Genomic DNA, 24447 nt, shown 5'->3' on the forward strand with positions numbered 1-24447 from the left:
CACCGAAGTACGGCAAGGCAGGTCGGCGAGGGCGGAGGACGGCAGGCGCATGACGGAGAACCGCAACGGCACGGTGATCACGTTCTACTCGTACAAGGGCGGCACCGGGCGGACGATGACGCTCGCGAACGTGGCGTGGATCCTGGCCGCCAACGGACACCGTGTGCTGGCCGTCGACTGGGACCTGGAGGCGCCCGGCCTCCACAAGTTCTTCCACCCCTTTCTCAACCCGGCGATGCTCCGCGCGACACCGGGGCTGATCAACATCATCGACGAGTACCGGCGGCAGGCGTTGCGCGACCTGGAGGGCCGCGCTCCCGACTGGCACCGTCGGCACGCCCGGGTCCGGCCGCACGCGCTCACCCTCGACTGGGCCTTCCCCGCGGGCGGCAGCCTGGACTTCCTGGCCGCCGGACGTCGGCACGGCGACTACCCGCTGGTCGGCAACCTGGACTGGGAGCTGTTCTACGCCAGTTACGGCGGCGGCCAGTTCTTCGAGGCGATGCGCTCCGACATGCGGCGCCACTACGACTTCACCCTGATCGACAGCCGTACCGGACTCAGCGACCTCGCCGACATCTGCACCGTGCAGATGCCCCACACCCTGGTCGTCTGCTACACCCTCAGCGGCCAGAGCATCGAGGGCGCCGCCGCCGTCGCCCAGGACATCAGGGAGCGGTTCGGCCACAAGGGCATCCGGATACTGCCGCTCGCCATGCGCATCGACCTCGGCGAGAAGGACAAACTCGACGCAGGACGGGCACTGGCCAGGGAGCGCTTCACCGGACTGCCGGCCGGTCTGGAGGGCGAACGACTGACCGACTACTGGTCGTCGATGGAGGTGCTCTACCAGCCGTACTACGCCTACGAGGAGATCCTGGCGGCCTTCGGTGACCCGCCGAAGACGGCCAACTCCATGCTCAGCGCCTGCGAACGTGTCACCTCCGTCGTCACCGAGGGCCGGGTCACCCGGCTGCCCCCGATCGGTGAGGAGAAGCGGGCCCGGTACAAGGCCGCCTACACCCGGCGGCGCCCGCTGCCGGTCTCCCGGCTGGTGCTGTACTACGTCTCCGAGGACCGGATGTGGGTGGACTGGCTGGAGTCGGTGCTGCGGGACGCCGGGTTCGAGGTGGCGCCCATGGACGTCCGGGCGCTGCCCCAGGACGCCGACGAGCTGCCGTCCGACGACGACGGGGCCGGGGCCGACTCCGGCGCGGAGGACGCGGCCGACGGCTCGGAACGGCTGCTCGCCGTGGTCTCCCACGCCTTCCTCAACTCCCGGCGGGCCCGCCAGGCCTGGGAGGACGCCGTACGTGCCGGGGGCCGCAAGCCCCGCAACCGGCCGGTGGCCGTGCGCGTCGACGACGTACGCCTCAGCCTGCCCCAGTCGGGCCGGGGCACCGTCGACCTCAGCCGACTGGACGAGGAGCGGGCGTACACCACGCTGCTGACCGGCCTCGACCACCCGGACGCCCTGCCCGCACCGCCCGACGGCACCGCGCGCTTCCCCAACACCGGCACGCGGATCTCCAACGTCCAGCCCCGCTATCCGTGGTTCACCGGTCGCTCCCCCATCCTCGACCGGCTGCGTGAGCGCCTGGTCAGCGGCCGCTCCGGTGAGCGGCTGCCGCAGGTGCTGCACGGCCTGGGCGGGGTGGGCAAGTCCCAGCTCGCCCGCGAGTACGCCCACCGGTTCAAGGCGGACTACGACCTGGTGTGGTGGATCGACGCCGAACAGCCGGACCTGGTCCTGCCGAAGCTGGCCGCCCTCGCCCAGGAACTGAGCCTGCCCGTCGGCAGCGACGTCGCGGAGGCGGCGGAGGCGGCCATGGCGGCCCTCAGCCAGGGAGACCCGTGCGAGCGCTGGCTGCTGATCTTCGACAACGTCCCCGACCTGGACAAGGCGGTGCACCTGTTCCCGGAGCACTCCGTGCCCCTGCCCGACCGCGTCTACGGCCACATCCTGGTCACCACGCGGGCACGTCCCACCTCGACGCTGGCCCAGTCGATGGAGATGGAGGTCTTCACCCGCGAGGAGAGCGTGGAGCACCTGTGCCGCCGGGTGCCCGGACTGCGGGAGAGCGACGCCGACCGGGTCGCCGACGCGCTGGGCGACCTGCCCCTCGCCGTGGAGGTCGCGGCGGCCTGGCTGGAGGCGACGGCCACCCCGGTGCACGAATACATCGAGCAGCTGCGGGAGCAGTCCACGCGGGTGCTGTCGGTGCAGGAGGCCGTGGACGCGGTGGAGTACCCGTCCTCCGTCGGCGCCACCTGGAACATCTCCATCGCCCGGCTGCGCGAGGAGTCCCCGGCGGCCGCCCGGCTGCTGGAACTGTGCGCCTTCTTCGCCGCCGAGCCCATCTCGATGTCCCTGATCAGCAGTGACGCGATGATCGAGGCGCTGCTCCCGTACGACCGTGATCTGCGCGCCCGCTACATGCTCGGCCGTGTCACCCAGGCCCTGAACCGCTTCGCGCTCGCCAAGGTCGACTCGGCCGACAACTCGATCCAGGTGCACCGCCTGGTCCAGGCGGCGGTCCGCGACAGCCTGGACGACCGGCGGTACATCGAGACCATGCACGAGGTGCACCGGATCCTCGCCGCCGCGCGGCCGAGCGAGGGCGCCGTCGACGATCCCTGGCAGTGGCCCGGCCTTGAGGTCATCTGGCCGCACCTGACGCCCTCGGGGATCCGTGAGTGCACCAAGGAAGAGCCACGTCAACTCATGGTGGACCGCGTCCGCTACCTGGGCAGGCGCGGGGAACTGCACGCCGCGCGCACCCTGGCCACGCAACTCCACGAGCTGTGGACGACCGAGTTCGGGGACCGGGACGACGAACAGATCCTCAATCTCCGCTTCCAGCTGGCGAACGTGCTGCGTGCCCAGGGCGACTACCAGGCCGCCGTCGCCATGGACGAGAGCACGCGGGACGGCCGGCGCCGACTGTTCGGCGAGGACCACCCGAGCATCCTCATCGCCTCCGGCAGCGTCGCGGCCGACTACCGGGCACTGGGCCGCTTCAAGGAGGCCCTGGAGCTGGACACCCGCATCCACCAGGGGTTCGCCGAGATCTTCGGCGAGGACCATCCGCGGACGCTCTCCGCCGCCAACAACCTCGCCATCGACCTCCGGCTGGCCGGTGACAGCGAGGCCGCCCGCCGGCTCGACGAGGACACCGTCCGCCGCCGTACCGCGCTGCTGGGCCCGACCCATCCGTACACCCTCGCCACCAAGGGGCACCACGCGCGCGACCTGCGCGACCTCGGCGACTACCGCACCTCCGCCGAGTGGCTGCGCGAGGTCTGTGAAGGGTGGAAACAGGTGTTCAGCCCCGGGGTTCCGGAGGTGCTGCAGGCCGACAAGAGCCTCGCGGTCTCACTGCGCAAGGCGGGCCGCACCATCGAGGCGCTGCGCATCACGGAGGAGACCTGGAAGACCTACGCCCGCTACCACGACCGCTACGGAAGCACCATCCCCGAGGTGCTGGCCTGCGGGCTCAACCTCGCCGCGGACTACTTCGTCACCGACCCCGACGACGGTGCCGCGCGGGCGGTCCGCCAGGTCGAGGAGGTGCTGGACGGGTACCGGGACTCATTCGGTACCGAACACCCGTTCACCATGTACTGCTTCAACAACCTCGCGATGTACCACCGGGTCCTGGGGGACGCGGAGAAGGCCGAGGAGCTGAGCCGCCACGCCCGCGACGGTCTGGAGGCGACCCTCGGCGACGACCACCCGGCCGTCCTGTCCGCCGGCCTCAACCTGGCCAACGCCTACGGCGACCTCGGCCTCCACGATCGCGCCGAGCACTGGGAGCGGCACGCCGTGGAAGGGCTGCGCCGACGGTTCGGCCCGGACCACCCCGACGTACTGGTGGGCACGGGCAACCTCGCGATCACCCTGCGGGACACCGGCCGCGCGGAGGAGGCCGCGCAACTCCACGGCAAGGTGGTGACCCGGCTGTCCCGGCTGCTGGGCGGCACCAACCAGGTCACCGCGCTGGTCCGTACCTGGCAGCGGGTGGGGCGGGATCTGGAGCCGCACCAGATTTGAGGGGCGGGTGGGGGTGGGCGGATGCGCGAAGGCGCGAAGGCGCGAAGGCGCGAAGGCGCGAAGGCGCGAAGGCGCGAAGGCGCGAAGATGGAGGCGCCGGAGGTAGAGGGCCCGAGGTGGAGGGGCGGCGGTGGAGGGGCGGCGGTGGCGTACGGAAGGGGTCCGACGCGTTACACGGCCACCAGGGGAGCGTCCTCGCGCCACTTCAGGATCTTGTCGAAGCTGACGATCGCGCCGCCGCGGCCCGGTTTGTTGCCGATGTGGACGTGGTCGGCGAGTTCGCGGATGAGACAGAGACCGCGGCCGTTCTCGGCGTCGGTGTGGGCGGGACGGACGGGCTGCCGGTGAGGGAAGCCGGGCCCGGAGTCGGCGACCTCGATACGGCACTTCTCGCCGTCGAGATAGGCGGTGACCCGGTAGGCCTCGGAGGTGCCGCCCGCCGCGAAGGCACCGCCGTGCTCCACGGCGTTGGCACAGGCCTCGCTGAGGGCGATGGAGAGGTCGTAGGAGACGTCCGGGTCGACGCCCGCCGTCTCCATCGTGCCCATCAGCAGCCGCCGGGCCAGCGGCACGCTCGCAGCCTCACGCCGCAAATGGAGTGACCACCAGATGCTCATGCTCCAGCCTCCCGGCCGCGGCTCGACATACCGTTACGTATTGCCGCCGAGGACACCACGCAATCACCGGAAAGCCGTCTCTCCGCCCATACGGCGGATGCGCCCACCTCACAACCGGTGTATGCGAACCAAACCCATCCGAATCCCCCTTCACTCCCGCACACCCCATGCACACGGCCACCGAGCCGCGACCTTCCTCGCGGGGGTCGCGGGGCGCTTTGCAAGTGGCGCGGGAGCCTTTGCGGGGGCGGCAACCCGACCGCCCGCCTCCGGCACGGACACGCAGCCTCGCGGGGGCATCCCCACGTCCTTCACCGGCTGGGTGAACACCCGTCCTTCCAGCGCGCCGAGGGTTCGGGCAGGGCGCGGCGCGCTCTCATTCGTCGGCACGAGGCAGGGCGCGTCCTTCAGCGCGGGGAACAGCGCGTCCTTTGAGGGGCGCGGGGAACTGCGCGACAAGCCACCCACCACCCGCACCCGCCATCCGCGCCCCACCCCAAACCCGTACCGTGCCCCACCCCACACCCCGGCCGCACCCCATCCCAAACCCTCACCGCACTCCACCCCGCCCCCCTGAACACCGGCCCTCTCCTCCCCGTACCTCCCGTCGTGAACCCGCCGCCCCCAGCGGAGCGCCCCGGTGCGATGATGGGCCCGCCATGACTGCCCCCCACCCACGCGCCCCACGCCGCCCAGGCACTCCGCGCCGCCCCCGTGCCGGAGGCGATCTCCGGCTCCTGCGGGCCGCGGTGTTCGCCGCGGTCTGCGTCGTGCTGGCCGGGGCCGGTCACGCGCTCGCCTCGTGCGCGACGATCCCGCTGTGGAGCCTGGGCGTCGGGTTCACCGGTGTCTTCGCCGTCGCGGCCGCCCTGGCCGGACGGGAACGCTCACTGCCGGGCATCGTGGCGATGCTGGCGGTGGGCCAGACCCTGCTGCACACCCTGTTCGGGCTGGGCCAGCACGGGACGGCGGTCGCGTCACGCACCGCCGAGGCCCTGGACGCCGCGCTCGTCGAGCGCGCCGCCCGCTTCGTGTGCAGCACCACCGCGGCGGCCCTCAGCCCCGCGCAGGCCCGGCGGATCCTCATCGACGCCGGCGTCAGCGGCACACACGTCACCCACCACCCGGCGGACGCCATGACGACCGCGGCGGGCTCCTCCGCCGTACTGCCGTCCCTGCCCATGCTGCTCGGCCATGTGCTCGCGGCCGTCGCCGCCGGCTGGGTCCTCCGCCACGGCGACCTCGCACTGCTGCGCCTCGTCCGGCTGTCGGCCCACGAGCCGCTCGTACGGACCCTGCGCGGAGCGCTCGCGCTGGCGCGGGCCCTGCGGTCCGGGCTCCAGGGCACGCCCAAGACCGTGTCAAGCGCCCCGCGCGCCGTGTGCGCGCCGCCCACGGCCCCGCGGACGACCGCGCTCCAGCACACGCTCATCCGCCGGGGCCCGCCGACCGCCGCGCCCGTCCTCGCCCTCGTCGCCTGACACGACGCGTACCCACCCACTCCGCACAGCGCTGGGGGAGGAAGCCGCCGTACGGGCACGTCGGCTCGCGCGCATCCGTTCCGCTCCCGGCCCTGGCCGTTCCGCTTCCGGTTCCGACCGCTCACTTCCGGTCCTGGCCGTCCGCTTCCGGTCCCGGCCGTTCCGCTACGGATCCCGGCGCGCGCATCCCTCTGTCTCTCGTCTCCCTCACTCATTGTGGAGTGTTCACCAGTCATGAAGACTTCTCGTATCGCCGCCGTCGGCGCCCTCGCCGGTTCCGCCGTCCTCCTCCTCTCCGGCCCCGCCTCCGCGCACGTCAGCGTCGCGGCGGAGGGCGCGGCGGCCAAGGGCGGGTACGCGACCGTCAACTTCAAGGTCCCCAACGAGCGCGACGACGCCACCACCACCAAGCTCGAGGTCAACTTCCCGACCGACCACCCGCTCGCCTCCGCCCAGCCGGAGGCCGTCCCCGGCTGGAAGATCGAGGTCACCAAGGCCAAGCTCGACAAACCGCTCGAACTGCACGGCGAGCAGATCGACGAGGCCGTCTCCAAGATCACCTGGACCGCGACCGGCGACGGCATCGGGACGGGCTTCTTCCAGAAGTTCCCGGTCTCCATCGGCCAGCTCCCCGAGAACACCGACGAACTGGTCTTCAAGGCCCTGCAGACGTACTCCAACAAGGAGGTCGTCCGCTGGATCGAGGTCCCGCAGAAGGGCCAGGAGGAGCCCGATAACCCGGCGCCGGTGCTCGCGCTGTCCGCCGCGTCCGACGACCACCACGGCTCGTCCGGCTCGTCCTCCACCGCCTCCGACAAGTCGGAGGACACGGGCGGGGACGCCGAGGCCGCCTCGAACGAGACCTCCGCAGCGTCCGACAGCAGCGACACCACCGCCCGGGTGCTCGGCGTCGTCGGCATCGTCATCGGCGTCGCGGGCGTCGCGTACGGCGTCCTCGCCGGCCGCCGGCGCACGAACGCCTGACCCGGGGCTCCTCACCTACCTTTCCCGGCGCGCACTCGGCCCGTACACACCGGCTGTCTGCGACGGCGTACGCCCCCGTGCGCGCCGGAACTCGAACATCTGGGACATTTTTCTATGCGCACGAACACGAAGAAGACGTTCGCGGCCGGCGCCCTGCTCCTCGCGGCCGTCCTCACCCTCTCCGCCTGCGGCACCGGCGACGACTCCACCACATCGGTCGCCGAGGTCTCCGACACCGGCCCGCGCAAGCCGGCCACGGTCCTCGACCGGCCCTTCACCAAGCCGGACCTGGTTCTCACCGACACCGACGGCAAGTCGTACGACCTCCGCAAGGAGACCAAGGGCAAGCCGACGCTGATCTACTTCGGCTACACCAACTGCCCCGACGTCTGCCCGCTGACCATGAACAACATCGCGGTCGCCAAGAAGGAGGTGGCGAAGAAGCTGGCGAAGTCCGAGCTGGCCGACCTCCGCCTGGTCTTCGTCACCACCGATCCCGAGCGGGACACCCCGGCGGAACTCGGCAAGTGGCTCAAGGGCATCGACTCCGAGATCGTCGGCCTGACCGGAGATTTCGACGAGATCCAGGCCGGCGCCCGCACCCTCGGCATCTCCATCAACCCGCCGACCAAGGACAAGAACGGCAAGACCGTCTCCGAACACGGCACCCAGGTCATCGCGTTCTCTCCGAAGACCGACGGGGGCTATGTGCTGTACGACGACAACGCGAGCGTGCAGGACTACGAGAAGGACCTGCCGAAGCTGCTCAAGGGCGAGAAGCCGTGAGGCCACTCGCCGGCCCCGTCCTGATCACCGCCGCCGCGCTCGTCCTGGCCGGCTGCGGCTCGTCGGCTTCCTCCTCCTCTTCCACCTCCTCCTCGTCCGCCGCCAAACTGTCCGTGAAGTCGGCCTACATGCCCCAGCCCGTCACGGACTCCATGGCCGCCGGTTTTCTCGTCATCGAGAACGACGGCGGTACGGCGGACGAGCTCACCTCCGTCACCAGCGACATCGCCCAGGACGTCACCGTCCACGAGACGACCGGGCAGTCGATGCGGGAGGTCGCGGGCCTGAAGGTCCCCGCGGGCGGCGAACTGGTGCTCAGGAGCGGCGGAGACCATCTGATGTTCGAGAACCTGAGGCACAAGCCGAAGGAAGGCGAGACGGTGTCCCTGCGGTTGAACTTCACCGAGTCCAAGACCATCACGGTCGAGATGCCCGTGAAGTCGGCGACGTACCAGCCGGCCAGCGGGCAGTGAGGGAGGTAGCACCGTTGAGCCGGTTGAGGCCGTTGCTGTTGCTGTTGTTCGCCACCGTCGGAGCGCTGCTCACCGGTGCCACGCCCGTCTCCGCGCACGCCGCGCTGACCGGCAGCGACCCTCAGCAGGGATCGGTGGTCCAGGAGGCCCCGTCCCAGGTGTCGCTCACGTTCTCCGAGAAGGTCGCGATGTCCGACGGCTCGGTGCGCGTGTACGACCCCAAGGGCAAGGAGGCCGACACCGGCGAGGTCACCGACCTGGGCGGCACCAGCTACGGGGTCGCACTGCACTCCGGGCTGCCCGACGGCACCTTCACCGTCACCTACCAGGTCGTCTCGGCGGACAGCCACCCCGTCTCCGGCGCCTTCACCTTCTCCGTGGGGGCGCCGTCCAAGACGACGGTCGCGCTCCCCGAGCAGGAGGCCGGCGGCGGGGTCGTCGGCGCCCTCTACGGGTTCGGGCGGTATCTCTCGTACGCCGGGTTCATCCTGCTGGTCGGCGGTGCGACCTTCGTGCTGGCCTGCTGGCAGCGCGGTGCGGGGGTGCGGCCCGTTCAGCGGCTCGTGGTCTCCGGCTGGCTCACGCTGACCACCGCCACCCTCGCCCTGCTGCTCCTGCGCGGTTCCTACACCGGATCCGGCAGACTCGGCGACGTCTTCGACCTGGACCTCCTCGGTCAGGTCCTGCAGACGAAGACGGGGGCGGCCCTCGTCTCCCGCCTGCTGCTGCTCGCCGCGGCGGCACTGTTCATCGCGGTGCTGTTCGGAGCGTACGCGCGACGGGCCGAGGAGATCGGGGAGGTCGGGGAGACCGATGAGGTCGGGGAGACCCAGGGGGAGCACTCCGAGGCCCGCGCAGCCGCTGAGGCAGACGAGGGCGTTGAGGCCGACACAGATGCTGAGGCCGACACAGACGACGCGGACGACGAGGCCGGCACAGACGACGAGGACCACGACTCCCACCGACGGGATCTCACCTTCGGGCTGGCCGTCGGCGGGAGCGTGGTCTCCGCCGGTCTCGCCGCGAGCTGGGCGATGGCCGAGCACGCCTCCACCGGCATCCAGACGGGCATCTCCATGCCCCTGGACGTCCTGCATCTGCTGGCGGTCGCCGCCTGGCTGGGCGGCCTGGCGGCACTGCTCGTCGCCCTGTTCCGGGCGCCGGTCGAGGCACAGATCGAGACCGCGGCCGTACGACGGTTCTCGCGGGTCGCGTTCGGCAGCGTGCTCGTCCTGACCGCCACCGGGATCTACCAGTCGTGGCGCCAGGTCGGCACCTGGTCCGCGCTGACCGGCACCTCGTACGGGCAGCTGCTCCTTGTGAAGATCGGCCTGGTCGCCGTACTCGTCGGCATCGCGTGGATCTCCCGCCGGTGGACCACGCGGCTAGCGGAGACACCGGCCGCGGCGGACAGGGCCGCCACGCCGGAGAAGGAGCCGACGGCCGTGTCGGTCCCGGGCGGTGGAGGCGAGCGGGCCGCTCAGCTCGCCCGACAGCGGGCGGCGATGGCGAACGCGCGCGAGAAGCGGCTGCGGAACGCCGATCCGGGCCGTACGGGTCTACGCCGGTCGGTGCTCGCGGAGGCGGGCGTCGCCGTCGTACTGCTCGCCGTCACGACCGTGCTGACGGCCACCGAGCCGGGTCGCACGGTGGAGGAGGCCAAGGCGGCCACCGCGGCCGCGACGCAGGAGGACGAGACCTCGGGGGCGCTGGCCCTGGACATGTCGTTCGACACGGGCGGCAAGAACGGCCAGGGCGTGGCCCGGCTGCAGATCGACCCCGCACGCGTGGGCGCCAACGAGATGCACGTCTACGTCCAGGGCCCTGACGGCAGGCCCTTCGACGTCCCCGAGGTGAAGGTCGCCTTCACCCAGGAGGAGGAGAAGATCGGCCCCCTGCCCGTCGTCCCCGACCGCGTCACCACCGGCCACTGGACGGCGGACGGCGTACAGATCCCCATGGCGGGCGACTGGAAGATCGAACTCACCGTACGGACATCTGACATCGACCAGGTGACCGTCAGCAAGAACGCGCAGATCGGCTGATACACAACCATGGCTGACCAGAACCTTGCCAAAGGCGGCTCCGCCACCCCCGAAGGGGCGCGGGGCGGCGGCGACCACGCTGCCACCGCCGCGCGACGGCGAGCGACCACGTATGACTCACCGTCGCCGTCCGAGCCGACCGACCCATCCACCCCGTCCGGGCCGGAGCCGTCGGAGCCGTCCGGGCCGGAGCCGTCGAAGCCGTCGAAGCCGTCCAAGCCGTCCAAGCCGTCCAAGCCTCGGCGAGAGGGCGATGCCCTGCCCGGGGACTCCTCGGACGGAACGATCTCCCGGCGCCGTCTGCTCGGCACCGCCGGTGCAACCGGCCTGGTCCTGGGCGCGGCAGGCGCGACTGCCGGCTACGCGACCGCGTCCTCCGCCTCGTCTCCCTCGTCCTCGGACGACCAGGTCACTCCCCTGTCCTCCGTGGGCGCGGAGGAGGTGGCGTTTCACGTGAAACATCAGCCGGGAATCACCACGCCCTTGCAGGCGCGCGGCCATCTCGTCGCGTTCGACCTGGCCGCCGGGGCGGGCCGCAAGGAGGCCGCCGCCCTGCTGCGCCGCTGGTCGGACACGGCCCGTCGGCTGATGGCGGGCGAGGCCGCGGCCCAGGACGACACGGGGATCGCCCTCGACGCGGGACCGTCGTCGTTGACGGTCACCTTCGGCTTCGGGCACAGCTTCTTCGCCCGTACCGGTCTGGAGAGCCGCCGCCCGGACTCCCTGGACCCGTTGCCCGACTTCTCCTCGGACCAGCTCGACAGAACACGCAGCAACGGCGACCTGTGGGTGCAGATCGGCGCCGACGACGCGCTCGTCGCCTTCCACGCCTTGCGCGCGATCCAGAAGGACGCGGGCGGAGCGGCCCGGGTGCGCTGGCAGATGAACGGCTTCAACCGTTCGCCGGGCGCCACGGCCCACCCCATGACGGCACGGAACCTGATGGGCCAGGTCGACGGCACTCGCAACCCGAAGCCGACCGAGTCCGACTTCGACGAGCGGATCTTCGTCCCCGCGTCCGCCTCACCGGACACCTCGGGCGATCCGGAGTGGATGGCGAACGGCTCCTACGCCGTCGTACGCCGTGTCCGCATGCTCCTCGACGACTGGGAGCAGCTCTCGCTCAAGCAGCAGGAGGACGTAATCGGGCGCCGCAAGTCCGACGGCGCGCCGCTGAGCGGAGGGGAGAAGGCGACGGAGACGACCCCGATGGACCTGGAGAAGACCGACTCCCAGGGCAACCTGCTGGTCCCGATCAACGCGCACGCCCGTATCAGCCGCCCCGACCAGAACGGCGGCGCGGCCATGCTCCGCCGTCCCTTCTCCTTCCACGACGGCATCGACGCGAAGGGTGTCCCCGACGCCGGCCTGCTCTTCGTCTGCTGGCAGGCCGATCCCCTCCGGGGCTTCGTCACGGTCCAACGCAAACTCGACCGGGGCGACGCCCTCTCCAAGTTCATCCGCCACGAGTCGAGCGGCCTCTTCGCGGTACCGGGGGGCGCGGCGGAGGGGGAGTACGTGGGGCAGGCGTTGCTCGAGGGCTAGCCGCTCCTCGGCCGCCGTCGGCCGAGGAGCGGGTGTGGTGTGTGTCGGCGAGCGACGGCGGGTGCGCGCCGCCGGTGCCGGATCCGTGCATCTCGGGACCGTGAGGCCCATTAGGGTGAGTCCATGCCAGCCAGCTACGTGTACCTCGGCCCCGAGGGCACCTTCACCGAGGTCGCTCTGCGCACGCTGCCGGAGTCCGCGACCCGTGAGCTCGTCCCGATGGTGTCCGTGCCCGCCGCGCTCGACGCCGTCCGCAGCGGCGAGGCCGAGGCCGCGTTCGTCCCGATCGAGAATTCCGTGGAGGGCGGCATTACGACCACGCTCGACGAGCTGGTCGCGGGCGCCCCCTTGATGATCTACCGCGAGGTGCTCCTCTCGATCACCTTCGCGCTGCTTGTCCGGCCGGGCACCAAGCTCTCGGAGATCAAGACGGTCACCGCGCACCCGGCCGCCCAGCCGCAGGTCCGCAACTGGATGAAGGCCAATCTCCCGCCGGACGTCGTCTGGGAGTCCGCCGCCTCGAACGCCGACGGTGCCCGCCTCGTCCAGGAGGGCCGCTACGACGCCGCCTTCGCCGGTGAGTTCGCGGCCTCGCGGTACGGCCTGGAGGCGCTGGAGACCGAGATCCACGACGCGGAGAACGCTCAGACCCGGTTCGTCCTGGTCGGCCGCCCGGCCCGGCCCGCCGCGCCGACCGGCGTGGACAAGACCTCCGTCGTCATCTGGCAGCGCGACGATCACCCTGGGGGACTGCGCGACCTGCTAGGCGAGTTCGCCGTGCGGGGCGTCAACCTCATGCTGCTGCAGTCCCGCCCGACCGGCGAGGGCATCGGCAACTACTGCTTCGCCATCGATGCCGAGGGCCATATCTCCGACCGCCGGGTGGCCGAGGCACTGATGGGCCTCAAGCGGGTCTGCCTCCAGGTGCGTTTCCTCGGTTCGTACCCGCGCGCGGACGCCGGCACGGCGGAGATTCGTCCCACCCTGCCGGGTACCTCGGACACGGAGTTCGTGGCGGCGGCGGACTGGGTGGCGCGCTGCCAGGACGGCCGCTTCTAGGGCAGCCCGCTTCCGGTGCTACCTGCTTATTTTCTTTGTCCACAGAAGTTATCCACAGGATGGCTTCTCGACCTGGGGATAAGTCGACAACATCGCACCACTCGGTCGACAAATCCCCTTCACTGGACTCCTTGCGCCCCAACCCCGTAGGTCACCCTTCGTCCATGCGTTTCCTCAGGTCAATCCTTTAGAGCGACCCAAATCCTCGCCAATCCACTCGAACGTGGGCGTGAAGGTGGTTTGGGTCGGGAATCCTCAGATCGGCGCCCACCGCCCCCCATGATCTTCTTGGTCATCCACAGATCTTTCACACAGCCTGTGGATAACTCTGCGACACCACGGATCCCTGTGGACAGCCGATCCCCAAGTCCCTTACGGCGCAAGGGAGTCGAGTCAACCAGGCCTCATGGGCCCGCCTCCTTTCAGGGGACATGACGAAATTCATTGACTCTCGGCGGTCCTGTCGGAGCCTGTCGACCCGATCGACATTCCTCTCCAAACATCCGATAACCGGCGTACCGCGAATTCAAGTCGTGTGCCGGAACCACGCACCGGTAGCCTTGAGGGGTGATTGACCTTCGCCTGCTCCGTGAGGACCCCGACCGTGTGCGCGCGTCCCAGCGCGCCCGTGGAGAGGACGTCGCGCTCGTCGACGCCCTTCTGTCTGCCGACGAGCGGCGCAGGTCGTCCGGCGTCCGCTTCGACGAGCTCCGTGCCGAACAGAAGTCGCTCGGCAAGCTGATCCCCAAGGCCTCGGGTGACGAGAAGGCCGAGCTGTTGAAGAGGGCGAGCCAGCTCGCGGCCGATGTCAAGGTCGCCGACGCCGAGCGCGACGCGGCCGACACCGAGACCCAGGAGCTCCTCCTCCAGCTCGGCAACCTCGTCCACCCCGACGTCCCCGTCGGCGGCGAGGAGGACTTCGTCACGCTGGAGACGCACGGCGAGATCCGTGACTTCACCGCCGAGGGCTTCACACCGAAGGACCACCTGGAGCTCGGCACGCTCCTCGGCGCCATCGACACCGAGCGCGGCGCCAAAGTCTCCGGCTCGCGCTTCTACTTCCTGACGGGCGTCGGCGCCCTCCTGGAACTCGCCTTGGTCAACGCGGCGATGGCCCAGGCCACGGCGGCCGGCTTCACCCCGATGCTGACCCCGGCGCTGGTCCGCCCGCAGTCGATGGCCGGCACGGGCTTCCTCGGCCAGGCCGCCCAGGACGTCTACCACCTCGACAAGGACGACCTGTACCTGGTCGGTACCTCGGAGGTCGCGCTGGCGGCCTACCACATGGACGAGATCCTCGACGCCGACCGTCTCCCCCTGCGCTACGCGGGCTTCTCCCCGTGTTTCCGCCGCGAGGCCGGTTCGCACGGCAAGGACACCCGGGGCATCTTCCGCGTCCACCAGTTCGACAAGGTCGAGATGTTCTCGTACGTCGCGCCGGAGGACTCGCAGGCCGAGCACCAACGTCTCCTGGACTGGGAGAAGCAGTGGCTGACATCGCTCGAACTGCCCTTCAGGGTGATCGATGTCGCCTCCGCCGACCTCGGCTCCTCGGCCTCGCGCAAGTTCGACTGCGAGGCGTGGATCCCCACCCAGGGCAAGTACCGCGAACTGACCTCGACCTCCGACTGCACGGAGTTCCAGTCCCGCCGCCTGCAGATCCGCGTCCGTGACGGCAAGCAGGTCAAGCCGCTGGCCACGCTGAACGGCACGCTGTGCGCCGTCCCGCGCACCATCGTCGCGATCCTGGAGAACCACCAGCAGGCCGACGGCTCCGTCCGCGTCCCCGAGGTACTGCGCCCGTACCTGGGTGGCCGCGAGGTGCTGGAGCCGGTAGCCAAGTGAGCGAGGCGGCCGCCACCGAGGATCCCGCCGGCTCTCCCGAGAGGGTCAGGACTTCCTCAGGTTTCCCGTACAAACTGATCGCGACCGACCTCGACGGAACGCTCCTGCGCTCCGACGAGTCGGTCTCCCGCCGCACACGTGAGGCGCTCACCGCGGCCACCGCGGTGGGCGCCGCCCACATCGTCGTCACCGGCCGGGCCGTCCCCTGGACCCGCCACATCCTCGACGACCTCGGCTACCGGGGACTGGCGGTCTGCGGTCAGGGCGCTCAGGTCTACGACGCCGGAGAGCACCGTCTGCTCACGGCCGTCACCCTGGACCGGCAACTCGCCGCGGTGGCCCTCGCCAAGATCGAGGCGGAGGTCGGTGCCCTGCACCTGGCCGCCAGCCGTGCGGGCCTGGACGGCGAGATCCTGGTGGGCACCGGCTACACCCTGCACGGCTCGCTCCCCACCATTCCGCTCACGGACGTGTCCGACCTGTGGGCGGCCCCGCTGAACAAGATCTACATACAGCACCCCACCCTGACTTCCGACGAACTCGCAGAAGCCTCCCGTCAGGCCGCCGGTGGCTTCGTCACGGTCGCCATGGCCGGCGAGGGCATCGTCGAACTCCTCCCCCTCGGTCTCACCAAGGCCACCGGCCTCTCCCTCGCCGCCCGCCGCCTCGGCGCCAAGCGCGCCGACACCATCGCCTTCGGCGACATGCCCAACGACATCCCCATGTTCTCCTGGGCAACCCACGGTGTAGCCATGGCCAACGCCCACCCCACTCTGAAGGCCGTCGCCGACGAAGTGACCTCCTCCAACGAGGACGACGGCATCGCCGAGGTACTGGAACGCCTGTTGTCGGCCTGAGGTCCTGGACCGCTCGCTGACAGCCTGAGGTCCTGGACCGCTCACTGACAGCCTGAGGTCCTAGACCGCTCGCTCGACGGTCCAGCGACTGCTCGCCGGCGCTCTGCGTAGCTGCGGGCGGTCGTGCCGCTGGGGCGGCACGGGTGCACGGGTGGGCGCAGCGGCACCCCGCAAGGGCCGGTGAGCGAAACTCCGCCCCGGCCAGCTCAAACCTCGCCGAGCTGTGCCAACAGGGGCCCGCGGTCGGGCAGTCCGGCCACGGGAAGCCCTCTACAAGCGCGAGCCCACGTACACGGCCACGTCACAGCGACAGCGAAACGGCGGAGGATGCACGGATCGAACGTGCGCGGGCAGAACCCGACCACGGCTTAGCAAGCCGGTGCCTTACCACTCGGCCAATCCTCCGGGTGGGCGACCCACGCGAAGCGATTCGCGCGCTCGAAGCGGCCGCCCCGGGCAGCTCCCCCTGAGGGGGACGGACTCGACGGAGGGGTAACTACTCCGGAGCCCGCCGCGGGCTGCCCTGCCGGGAACTCGACGTACCGCGCCTGAAGGACGGCATCGCCGCGCTCCTCTCCCAGAACGTGGCGCCGGCTCGACCCGGCGGCCTGGACATCAACCACTGTGCCCGGCGGACGAGTTGGCCGCCACCCAATATCCCCCGCCCGCCGGACCCGCCGTGCGGGGGAGTTACCGGCGGCGCCACTTGCGTCGTCGCGCCTTGCTGAAAAACCATCCGGCGGGCGGCTCGTCCGACCGCCACGGCTGCGGGTCGGGAGCCTGCTTCCGCCAGCGCGCCGCGAGCATCCGTGCCCGCGCCGACGGCTCGGCCGTCTCGGCGGACCGTATGAAGTCGTCGTCCAGGACGATGTCGTCCCAGGCCGCCGCACCACCGGCCCCGACGCCCGCCTCCCCCGAGGGTTCGGCAGCCGCCCCGGTCCCGGCCGTGCTGTCGGTTGCCGCGCTCTCCCCCTCGCCGCCCTCGGGCGACCTCTCCGCTGCCATCCCCGCTCCTCCTGCCTCCAGGCCGGTCCTTCCTGGCCGCTGTCCCACCTTCCGCTTCGCCCAGTGTGGCTTGGCATGCGTGAAGCCACCGTCAAGATCAAGAGGGGGTGGGCCTCCGGGGCGGGCGCCCCGGAGGGTTCCGTCACTCCTCGCCGGCCAGCTTCAGCGTCCGCAACTTCTGTCCCGCGTACCAGGTCGCGCCGGCCGTGACGACGGTCAGCAGAATCACCGCGGTCGGCAGCCCCACGTCGGAGGTCACGAGACCTCCGTCGGTGACCTTCTGGGCCACGGCCAGCGCCCACTGCTGGACGCTGAGCGTGCGCGCACCGTCCACCAGGGAGCCGAAGAGGGTCTCCCAGACGAGCGCGTACACCAGTCCGAAGACGACCGCGTGCCGGGTGACCGTCCCGAGGAGCAGGAAGATCGCCGCGTACGCGATCGAGGCGACCAGCGCCGCCACCGTGTAGGCGACCGCGATCTGCTGCCCGTTGCCGTTGAGGATCAGACCCGCGATCAGTGTCGGTACGGCCGAGAACGCCATGGTCACCGCGATCGCCACGATCAGCTTGGTGAAGATGATCGTCGGCCTCTTCACCGGCTTGGCCAGCAGATACACCACCGAGCCGTCGTCGATCTCCGGCCCGATCGCGCCCGTTCCCGCGATGACTCCGATGATCGGGACCATGGTGGCGAGCGCGAACCCTCCTAGCAGGTCCGCGGCCACCTGGTCGTCGGCACCGCTCAGGGAGCGGACCGCCACGGACAGCACGATCAGCAGGGCGGGCAGTGCGCTGAGGATGAGGGCCCGGCGGCGGCCGAGCAGGGCCCGGTAGGTGAGCCGGGCGACTGTGGGGTCGTACATCTTCGGCCTCCTACGCCGCGACGAGATACGAGAAGACGGACTCGAGGGACTCGTCCGACGGTGAGACCGTGAGCAGACGGATGCCGTGGTCCCGGGCCACCCTCGGCAGAAGGGTGGTGAACCGGCCGAAGTCGACGGCCTGGATACGCAACGCCCCCTCGGCCAGGTCCACTTCGATCCCGGCGGTCGACGGGTCGGCGATCAGCGCGGCGGCCAGGGCACGATCGTCGCTGGAGCGCACCAGATAGCGGTGCGGGCGGTCCGTCATCAGGCGGCGGATGCGCCGGAAGTCCCCGCTCGCCGCGTGCCGTCCGGCGACGATCACCTCGATGTGGGCCGCCAACTGCTCGACCTCTTCGAGGATGTGGGACGAGAACAGCACCGTGCGGCCCTCGTCGCCCATACGCCGCAGCAGGTCCATGAGCTGCATGCGCTGGCGCGGGTCCATGCCGTTGAACGGCTCGTCCAGCAGGAGCAGGGACGGCTCGTGGACCAGCGCCGACGCCATCTTCACGCGCTGGCGCATGCCCTTGGAGTACGTCGAGATCTTGCGGTCCTGCGCGTACTCCATCTCCACCGTGGCAAGCGCCCGCTGGGCGGCCTTCGCCCCGAGGCCGTGCAACTCGGCGTTGGCGACGACGAATTCGCGGCCCGTGAGGAAGTCGTACATCGCCTCGCGTTCGGGGACGATGCCGATGTGCTTGTAGATCTGCTCGTTGCGCCACACCGGCTTGCCGTCGAGGGTGACGGAGCCCGTGGAGGGGGCGAGGAAGCCGCCCATCATGTTGATGAGGGTGGACTTGCCGGCGCCGTTCGGGCCGAGCAGGCCGGTGACCCCGGGGCCGATCGTCATCGTGACGTCGTTGACGGCCACCACGTTGCCGAACCAGCGTGAGACGTGGTCGATGTTGAGGGTGGTCACAGCCCGACCTTTCGATAGCGGCGCATCAGCAGGCCGTAGGAGCCGGCGATGAGACCCAGGACGACGAGGAGGTAGACGACTCCCTGCCCGCTGGATGGGCCGTGTCCGCCGGGGAAGGCGGACGTGGCGCTCAGGAAGGCGGTCTGCACGCCGTCTATCAGCGTGATGGGCGAGAAGAGGCCGAGCCAGGGCACCACGTCGGAGCTGGACTGTGCGTCGGCGATGGCCTGGACGACGGACACGGCCCCGTAGGAGATGGTCAGGACGGCGATGACGGCCGCGATGCCGAAGCCGCGGCGCGGGGTGACCGCCGAGATCACGAGGCCGATGCCGGCGAAGAGGAGCGACAGCAGTGCCACGGACACCAGTCCCTGCGCGAATCCCTTGGTCTGGTCGGTGAAGTCGAGCTCGGCCAGCAGCGCGCCCACATACAGCACGACCAGGGGCACCGCTGTGAGGATGAAGAGTGCCGAGGTCAGCGCCGCGAACTTGGCGCGGACGTAGTCGGCCGTCTCGATCGGGCGCGAGAAGTACAGCGGGACGGTCTTGAAGCGCAGGTCCCGCGAGACGGACTGCGGTGCCTGGGAGGCGACGTACAGGCCGATGACGGCCTGCATGATGACCGCGTAGTCCGTGTACTTGATGGGCAGGTCCTTGGCCTGGGTGGCGACGGAGACCGCCACCATGATGGCCGCCGGTACGCACATCACCGCGAAGAGCAGCATGGGCAGCACCTTGGACTTGGCCGAGCGGCCCAGCCCGTAGGCACCGCGCAGGGACTGCGAGAACAACGAGCGGCGGGCGTAGGCGCGCCCCAGACGGGGACCGTCGTAGGAGCGGTATCCGATGTTGTGGATGCGGCTCTGTTCGCCCGCGCGCGCGGGCTGTCCACCGGTGAGGGCCGGTGCCTGTGCACCGTGCTGCTCAACCGCCATGGCCGACCGCCTCCTTCCGTGCGTCCTGGGCGCCGCGGCTGCCCGTCTGTTCGTCGTTGTCCGTGAAGACCTCGGCGATGTGGTGCCTGCGCTGCTCCATGCGGACGAGGCCGAGGCCCAGGTCGGCGACGACGTCGCGGACCAGGTCGTAGGTCTCCTCGCCCTGGGCGGTGAGCAGGAGGATGTGCCCGGCGCCCGGCAGCCCGCTGCCGTCGGAGACGGTCACACCGCGCGCGTGGAGCGCCTCGCGCAACGCGCCGGTGCCGTCGGGGTGGTCATCGCTGTCGGTGACCTCGATCGCGAGGGTTGCCGTGCTCTGGGTGAAGTCCCTGGTGGAGCTGGACCGCAGGAGTTTGCCGCCGTCGACCACGACGACGTGGTCGCAGGTGCGTTCCAACTCGCCGAGCAGGTGGGAGGTGACCAGGACCGAGATGCCGAAGTCGGTGTGGATGCGGCGGATCAGGCCGAGCATCTCGTCCCTGCCGACCGGGTCCAGGCCGTTGGTCGGCTCGTCCAGGAAGACCAGCTGCGGATCGTGCACCAGGGCCTGCGCGAGCTTCACCCGCTGCTTCATGCCCGTGGAGTAGCCGCCCATGGGGCGGTACCGCTCCTCGTACAGGCCGACGTGGCGCAGGGTGTCCGCGGTGCGCTCGCGCGCGGCGGTCGGCGGGAGTCCGGACATGCGGGCCATGTGCACGACGAACTCGGTGGCCGAGACGTCGGGCGGCAGGCAGTCGTGCTCCGGCATGTACCCCACCCGTTCGCGGATGGCGGCGCCCTCCGAGGCCACGTCGAGACCGAGCACATGGGCACGGCCTTCCGAGGCGGGGGACAGACCCAGCAGGATCTTGATCAGTGTGGACTTGCCGGCGCCATTGGCCCCGACTAGTCCCGTCACACCGGGTCCGATGTCCACGGAGAGCCGGTCAAGAGCGGTCACCCTCGGGAACCGCTTGCTCAGGCTTTCGGTCGCGATCACAGTCACGATCTAGACATTAGGGGCGAGAGCCTTCGCGGTCGTCACCCCACAGAGCTGTATCCGTCTCACTCTCGAGTCGTACGGGCCCGTAGGGGGCATCACTCGCCGGTCCCCCTAGGGGTCGCCCTCAGGTCGAACAACGCGAGGATCCGGATCCGGAGCCGGAGCCGAGCCTTGCGGCAGCGGCAGCGGCAGCGGCAGCGGCAGCGGCAGTCATGAGGGTGAACGACCGGCGTCGCCGTTCCGTGCCCGATTCTCCGGCCGGGCTGTTATCCACAGCCTCAGCACACCCCTATTGACGCAGCCGGCCATCACTGTCACATTCGTCAGTGTCACGGAATGAATACGGAGAGTAATCGACGCAGACCGGGTGGGCAGTGGCATGACCCCTGCGCCGAAGGGCCGGGGCCAAGGCTGACCTGCGGGGATGCCACGGAGCGCGAGGCGGCGAGGACGCAGCGCCACCGGCTGGGGAGCGCGGCGTCGGCTACTGAGCGGAGGGGGAGAGATGACGGGAGCGGAGACGCTCGACGACGCTCGGGAGCGTCGAGTGCGTGCGGACGGAGTCGAGTTGTGCGTGGCCGAGCTGGGCGACAAAGAGCAGCCGACCGTGCTGCTCGTGCACGGCTACCCCGACTCCAAAGAGGTATGGTCCGAGGTCGCCCTACGGCTCGCCGAGCGCTTCCACGTGGTGCTGTACGACGTACGCGGCCACGGTGGGTCGACGGCACCGAAACCCTTGCGCGGCGGGTTCACGCTCGAGAAGCTGACGGACGACTTCCTCGCGGTCGTGGACGCGGTCAGCCCCGACCGGCCCGTGCATCTCGTGGGGCACGACTGGGGTTCGGTGCAGGGCTGGGAGTTCGTGACGGTCGAGCGCACCAAGGGGCGCATCGCCTCCTTCACCTCGATGTCAGGCCCCTCCCTCGACCATATGGGGCACTGGATCAAGAGGCGGGTGAAGCGCCCGACCCCGCGCCGGATCGGTCAGCTCCTCGGCCAGGGCACCAGATCCTGGTACGTGTACCTCCTGAACACGCCCATACTGCCCGAGCTCGCCTGGCGCGGCCCTCTCGGCAAGCAGTGGCCCGGCCTGGTCCGGCGGGCCGAGAAGCTGTCCCAGGACGACTACCCCAGCCCGTCGCTGCCCAGGGACGCCGCGCACGGGGCGTGGCTGTACCGGGACAACGTGCGAGCCCGGCTGGCCCACCCCCGCGACGACGCGTACGCGCACGCGCCCGTGCAGCTCATCACGCCCTTGGAAGACCGGTTCCTCTCCGAACGGCTCTACGACGACCTGGAGTCGTGGGCTCCGCATCTGACCCGCCGCACACTTGCCGCCAAGCACTGGATCCCGCGCACCCGTCCCGATCAACTGACCGCCTGGATCACCGAGTTCGTCACGGCCACCGAGGGCGGACGACCCGCACCGGCGGCCACCGGCACGTACTCGGACCGGTTCGGTGGGCAGTTGGCGCTGGTCACCGGTGCGGCCGGTGGTATCGGGCGGGCAACCGCCTTCGCGTTCGCCGAGGCCGGCGCGCGCGTGATCGCCGTCGACGTGGACGCCGAAGGAGCGGCCCGTACCGCCGAGTCGTCCCGGCTGATCGGCGCCCCGGAGGCCTGGGCCGAGGCGGTCGACGTCTCGGACGAGCAGGCCATGGAGAAACTCTCCGAGAAGGTCGCCCGTGAGTACGGTGTGGTCGACGTACTGGTGAACAACGCGGGCATCGGCCTCGCGGGGTCCTTTCTCGACACCACCCCCGAGGACTGGCGGAAGGTCCTCGACGTCAACCTGTGGGGCGTGATCCACGGCTGCAGGCTCTTCGGGAAGCAGATGGTCGAGCGCGGCCAGGGCGGCCACATCGTCAACACCGCTTCGGCGGCGGCCTATCTGCCCTCCAGGTCGCTGCCCGCCTACAGCACGTCCAAGGCGGCGGTGCTGATGCTCAGCGAGTGTCTGCGCGCCGAGTTCGCCGGTAAGGGCATCGGCGTGTCGGCGATCTGCCCCGGCATCGTCAACACCAACATCACCTCGACCGCGCACTTCGCCGGCGTCGACGCCGAGGAGGAGAAGCGACGGCGGCGGAGAACCGCACGGCTGTACGGGCTGCGGAACTACCCGCCGGAGAAGGTCGCCGACGCCGTCCTGCGCGCGGTCGTCCGCAACCAGGCCGTGGTTCCCGTCACCCCGGAGGCGCACAGCGGCCGCTTCATGTCCCGGTTCACCCCGAGAGCGCTGCGCGCACTGGCCCGGCTGAAGCCGCCGCTGTGAGCGCCTGGAACGAAACACCGTGAAACAGCGCAACAGTGCGGGACAGCGGAAGACAAAAGTAATAAAATTGACCAAACACCATGAATATAAGGGAAAGTTGTCCACAGAATCTACAATTCCCCTGTGGATAACCGCACTTGGCTGTGGATCAAACATGCGGAGCAAAATCGAGTGCGTGACACGTATCTCTCCGGGCACGCTGGCGGGATGAACGAACGACGTACGGTGAGAGTGTCGAAGTACCTCTCGAAACACCTGCGACACCAGCCCGAGCGCATCGGGCTCACGCTCGACGACGGTGGCTGGGTCAGCATCGACACTCTCATCGAGGCGGCCGCCTCCCACGGCTTCCACTTCACCCGGGCGGAACTCAACCATGTGGTCGAGGCCAACGACAAGCGACGCTTCGCGGTCGCGGGTGACCGGATCCGCGCCAACCAGGGCCACACCATCGAGGTCGACCTCGGCCTTCCGTCGGCGACCCCGCCGCCCCACCTCTACCACGGGACCGTCACCGCTTTTCTGGGCGCCATCCGGGCCGAGGGCCTGCGCGCCATGAACCGGCACGACGTCCATCTCTCCCCCGACCGCGAAACCGCCACCCGTGTCGGCGCCCGCCGTGGCCGCCCCGTCGTCCTCACCGTGGACGCCGGCGCCATGCACCGCGACGGCCACGTCTTCCGCGTCAGCGACAACGGCGTGTGGCTGACCCAAGCGGTGCCGCCCCAGTACGTACGGTTCCCGGAACCGCACTGAACGGACCGGCCGAGACGGGTACGGACCATCCGCCGACTGCGCTTACGCTCGATGCATGAGTCTGCGTCTGAGCACCGTGATCCTGCCCTACCTCCGCTGGCACGAGGGCGGCCGCGCGACATGGCAGCGGGCCGAGCAGCTCGGGTTCCACACCGCGTTCACCTACGACCACCTGTCGTGGCGGACCTTCCGGGACGGGCCGTGGTACGGCGCCGTACCAACCCTCACCGCGGCGGCCGCCGTCACGAACCACATGCGTCTCGGCACGCTCGTGACCTCACCGAACTTCCGGCACCCGGTGACCCTCGCCAAGGAACTGATCTCCCTCGACGACATCTCCGACGGCCGGATCACCCTCGGCGTCGGCGCGGGCGGTACCGGCTTCGACGCCACCGCGCTCGGCCAGGAGCCGTGGACGCCGCGCGAGCGTGCCGACCGGCTCGCCGAGTTCGTCCCCCTGCTCGACCGGCTGCTCACCGAGGACTCCGTCTCGTACGAGGGCGACCACTACTCGGCCCACGAGGCGCGGAACATCCCCGGCTGCGTCCAGCGCCCCCGGCTGCCCTTCGCCGTGGCCGCCACCGGGCCGCGCGGTATGCGACTGGCCGCACGGTACGGGCAGGCATGGGTGACCACCGGCGAGCCCAAGCTGTACGAGACGGGCACCCCCGAAGAGTCGGTTCAGGCCATTCGCGGACAAGTGGAGAGGCTGGCCGATACGGCCGCCGCGCTCGGCCGTGACGCGGCCGGGCTCGACAAGATCCTTCTCACCGGTTTCACCCCGGACCGCGGCCGGCCGATGGAGTCGCTGGACGCGTTCGTCGACTTCGCGGGCCGTCACGCCGAGCTGGGCTTCACCGACCTGGTGATTCACTGGCCGATCCCGGACTCGGACTTCGCCGCGGACGAGAAGGTCTTCGAGCGGATCGCCATGGAGGCTCCCGCCCAGCTGGCGTGAGACGCGGAC

Annotated in this window: 19 protein-coding genes and 1 tRNA gene; 13 read left to right on the plus strand and 7 right to left on the minus strand. The window is 70.3% G+C overall.

Annotated elements, in window-relative coordinates:
* The first annotated feature begins 49 nt into the window (after positions 1 to 49).
* Positions 50 to 4054: an FxSxx-COOH system tetratricopeptide repeat protein gene (gene fxsT / locus ACFY9I_RS08570; RefSeq protein WP_390998423.1), complete on the plus strand. Its 4005-nt coding sequence runs from the start codon at positions 50 to 52 to the stop codon at positions 4052 to 4054.
* A 170-nt stretch (positions 4055 to 4224) separates the two neighbouring features.
* On the opposite strand, the gene ACFY9I_RS08575 is transcribed toward fxsT, so the two are convergent.
* On the minus strand, positions 4225 to 4671 hold the full coding sequence (locus tag ACFY9I_RS08575) for an ATP-binding protein (protein WP_390998425.1): 447 nt from the start codon (positions 4669 to 4671) through the stop codon (positions 4225 to 4227).
* Positions 4672 to 5330: 659 nt separating this feature from the next.
* Between ACFY9I_RS08575 and ACFY9I_RS08580 the strand changes: the two genes are divergently transcribed.
* The 9 genes from ACFY9I_RS08580 to ACFY9I_RS08620 all read left to right on the plus strand — a co-directional run bounded on the left by ACFY9I_RS08580 (position 5331) and on the right by ACFY9I_RS08620 (position 15746).
* A complete protein-coding gene (locus ACFY9I_RS08580; RefSeq protein ID WP_390998428.1) occupies positions 5331 to 6152 on the plus strand; it encodes a hypothetical protein in 822 nt (273 codons plus the stop codon).
* A gap of 234 nt (positions 6153 to 6386) precedes the next feature.
* The gene (locus ACFY9I_RS08585; RefSeq protein ID WP_390998430.1) at positions 6387 to 7136 is read left to right on the plus strand and encodes a DUF1775 domain-containing protein; all 750 of its coding nucleotides are present in this window, start codon (positions 6387 to 6389) and stop codon (positions 7134 to 7136) included.
* Positions 7137 to 7250: 114 nt separating this feature from the next.
* Positions 7251 to 7922 (plus strand): SCO family protein, encoded by a 672-nt coding sequence (locus ACFY9I_RS08590; protein ID WP_390998433.1) that lies wholly within the window; start codon positions 7251 to 7253, stop codon positions 7920 to 7922.
* Positions 7919 to 8395, plus strand: a complete 477-nt coding sequence (locus ACFY9I_RS08595) for a copper chaperone PCu(A)C (RefSeq protein WP_390998435.1) — start codon at positions 7919 to 7921, stop codon at positions 8393 to 8395. Before ACFY9I_RS08590 ends, ACFY9I_RS08595 begins: the two co-directional genes overlap by 4 nt.
* Positions 8396 to 8409: 14 nt before the next feature.
* Complete coding sequence (locus tag ACFY9I_RS08600) at positions 8410 to 10440, plus strand: copper resistance protein CopC (protein WP_390998438.1); 2031 nt, start codon at positions 8410 to 8412, stop codon at positions 10438 to 10440.
* 9 nt (positions 10441 to 10449) lie between these two features.
* Positions 10450 to 11985: an iron uptake transporter deferrochelatase/peroxidase subunit gene (efeB, locus tag ACFY9I_RS08605; protein WP_390998440.1), complete on the plus strand. Its 1536-nt coding sequence runs from the start codon at positions 10450 to 10452 to the stop codon at positions 11983 to 11985.
* A 123-nt stretch (positions 11986 to 12108) separates the two neighbouring features.
* Positions 12109 to 13044, plus strand: a complete 936-nt coding sequence (gene pheA / locus ACFY9I_RS08610) for a prephenate dehydratase (RefSeq protein ID WP_390998443.1) — start codon at positions 12109 to 12111, stop codon at positions 13042 to 13044.
* 567 nt (positions 13045 to 13611) lie between these two features.
* A complete protein-coding gene (gene serS, locus ACFY9I_RS08615) occupies positions 13612 to 14889 on the plus strand; it encodes a serine--tRNA ligase (protein WP_390998445.1) in 1278 nt (425 codons plus the stop codon).
* Positions 14886 to 15746, plus strand: a complete 861-nt coding sequence (locus tag ACFY9I_RS08620) for an HAD-IIB family hydrolase (RefSeq protein ID WP_390998448.1) — start codon at positions 14886 to 14888, stop codon at positions 15744 to 15746. Before serS ends, ACFY9I_RS08620 begins: the two co-directional genes overlap by 4 nt.
* A gap of 321 nt (positions 15747 to 16067) precedes the next feature.
* Here the strand turns inward: ACFY9I_RS08620 and ACFY9I_RS08625 are convergent.
* From ACFY9I_RS08625 to ACFY9I_RS08650, 6 genes are all read right to left on the minus strand, one after another.
* Positions 16068 to 16151, minus strand: a tRNA-Ser gene (locus ACFY9I_RS08625).
* A gap of 285 nt (positions 16152 to 16436) precedes the next feature.
* Positions 16437 to 16616 (minus strand): hypothetical protein, encoded by a 180-nt coding sequence (locus ACFY9I_RS08630; RefSeq protein WP_390999148.1) that lies wholly within the window; start codon positions 16614 to 16616, stop codon positions 16437 to 16439.
* A gap of 277 nt (positions 16617 to 16893) precedes the next feature.
* Entirely contained in the window at positions 16894 to 17613 is a 720-nt protein-coding gene (locus ACFY9I_RS08635) for an ABC transporter permease subunit (RefSeq protein ID WP_390998450.1), read from the minus strand.
* Positions 17614 to 17623: 10 nt separating this feature from the next.
* Positions 17624 to 18535: an ABC transporter ATP-binding protein gene (locus tag ACFY9I_RS08640; protein WP_257565646.1), complete on the minus strand. Its 912-nt coding sequence runs from the start codon at positions 18533 to 18535 to the stop codon at positions 17624 to 17626.
* On the minus strand, positions 18532 to 19470 hold the full coding sequence (locus ACFY9I_RS08645) for an ABC transporter permease subunit (RefSeq protein ID WP_390998454.1): 939 nt from the start codon (positions 19468 to 19470) through the stop codon (positions 18532 to 18534). Before ACFY9I_RS08645 ends, ACFY9I_RS08640 begins: the two co-directional genes overlap by 4 nt.
* A complete protein-coding gene (locus ACFY9I_RS08650; RefSeq protein ID WP_390999150.1) occupies positions 19460 to 20449 on the minus strand; it encodes an ATP-binding cassette domain-containing protein in 990 nt (329 codons plus the stop codon). Before ACFY9I_RS08650 ends, ACFY9I_RS08645 begins: the two co-directional genes overlap by 11 nt.
* Positions 20450 to 20957: 508 nt before the next feature.
* Between ACFY9I_RS08650 and ACFY9I_RS08655 the strand changes: the two genes are divergently transcribed.
* The 3 genes from ACFY9I_RS08655 (at position 20958) to ACFY9I_RS08665 (ending at position 24438) form a co-directional block, all read left to right on the plus strand.
* The gene (locus ACFY9I_RS08655; protein ID WP_390998456.1) at positions 20958 to 22724 is read left to right on the plus strand and encodes an SDR family oxidoreductase; all 1767 of its coding nucleotides are present in this window, start codon (positions 20958 to 20960) and stop codon (positions 22722 to 22724) included.
* Positions 22725 to 22931: 207 nt separating this feature from the next.
* Entirely contained in the window at positions 22932 to 23480 is a 549-nt protein-coding gene (locus tag ACFY9I_RS08660; RefSeq protein ID WP_390998459.1) for an RNA 2'-phosphotransferase, read from the plus strand.
* Positions 23481 to 23535: 55 nt separating this feature from the next.
* The gene (locus ACFY9I_RS08665) at positions 23536 to 24438 is read left to right on the plus strand and encodes an LLM class flavin-dependent oxidoreductase (protein ID WP_390998461.1); all 903 of its coding nucleotides are present in this window, start codon (positions 23536 to 23538) and stop codon (positions 24436 to 24438) included.
* Positions 24439 to 24447 lie beyond the last annotated feature (9 nt).

The organism is Streptomyces sp. NPDC012510 (assembly GCF_042955065.1).
Classification (GTDB): Bacteria; Actinomycetota; Actinomycetes; order Streptomycetales; family Streptomycetaceae; genus Streptomyces.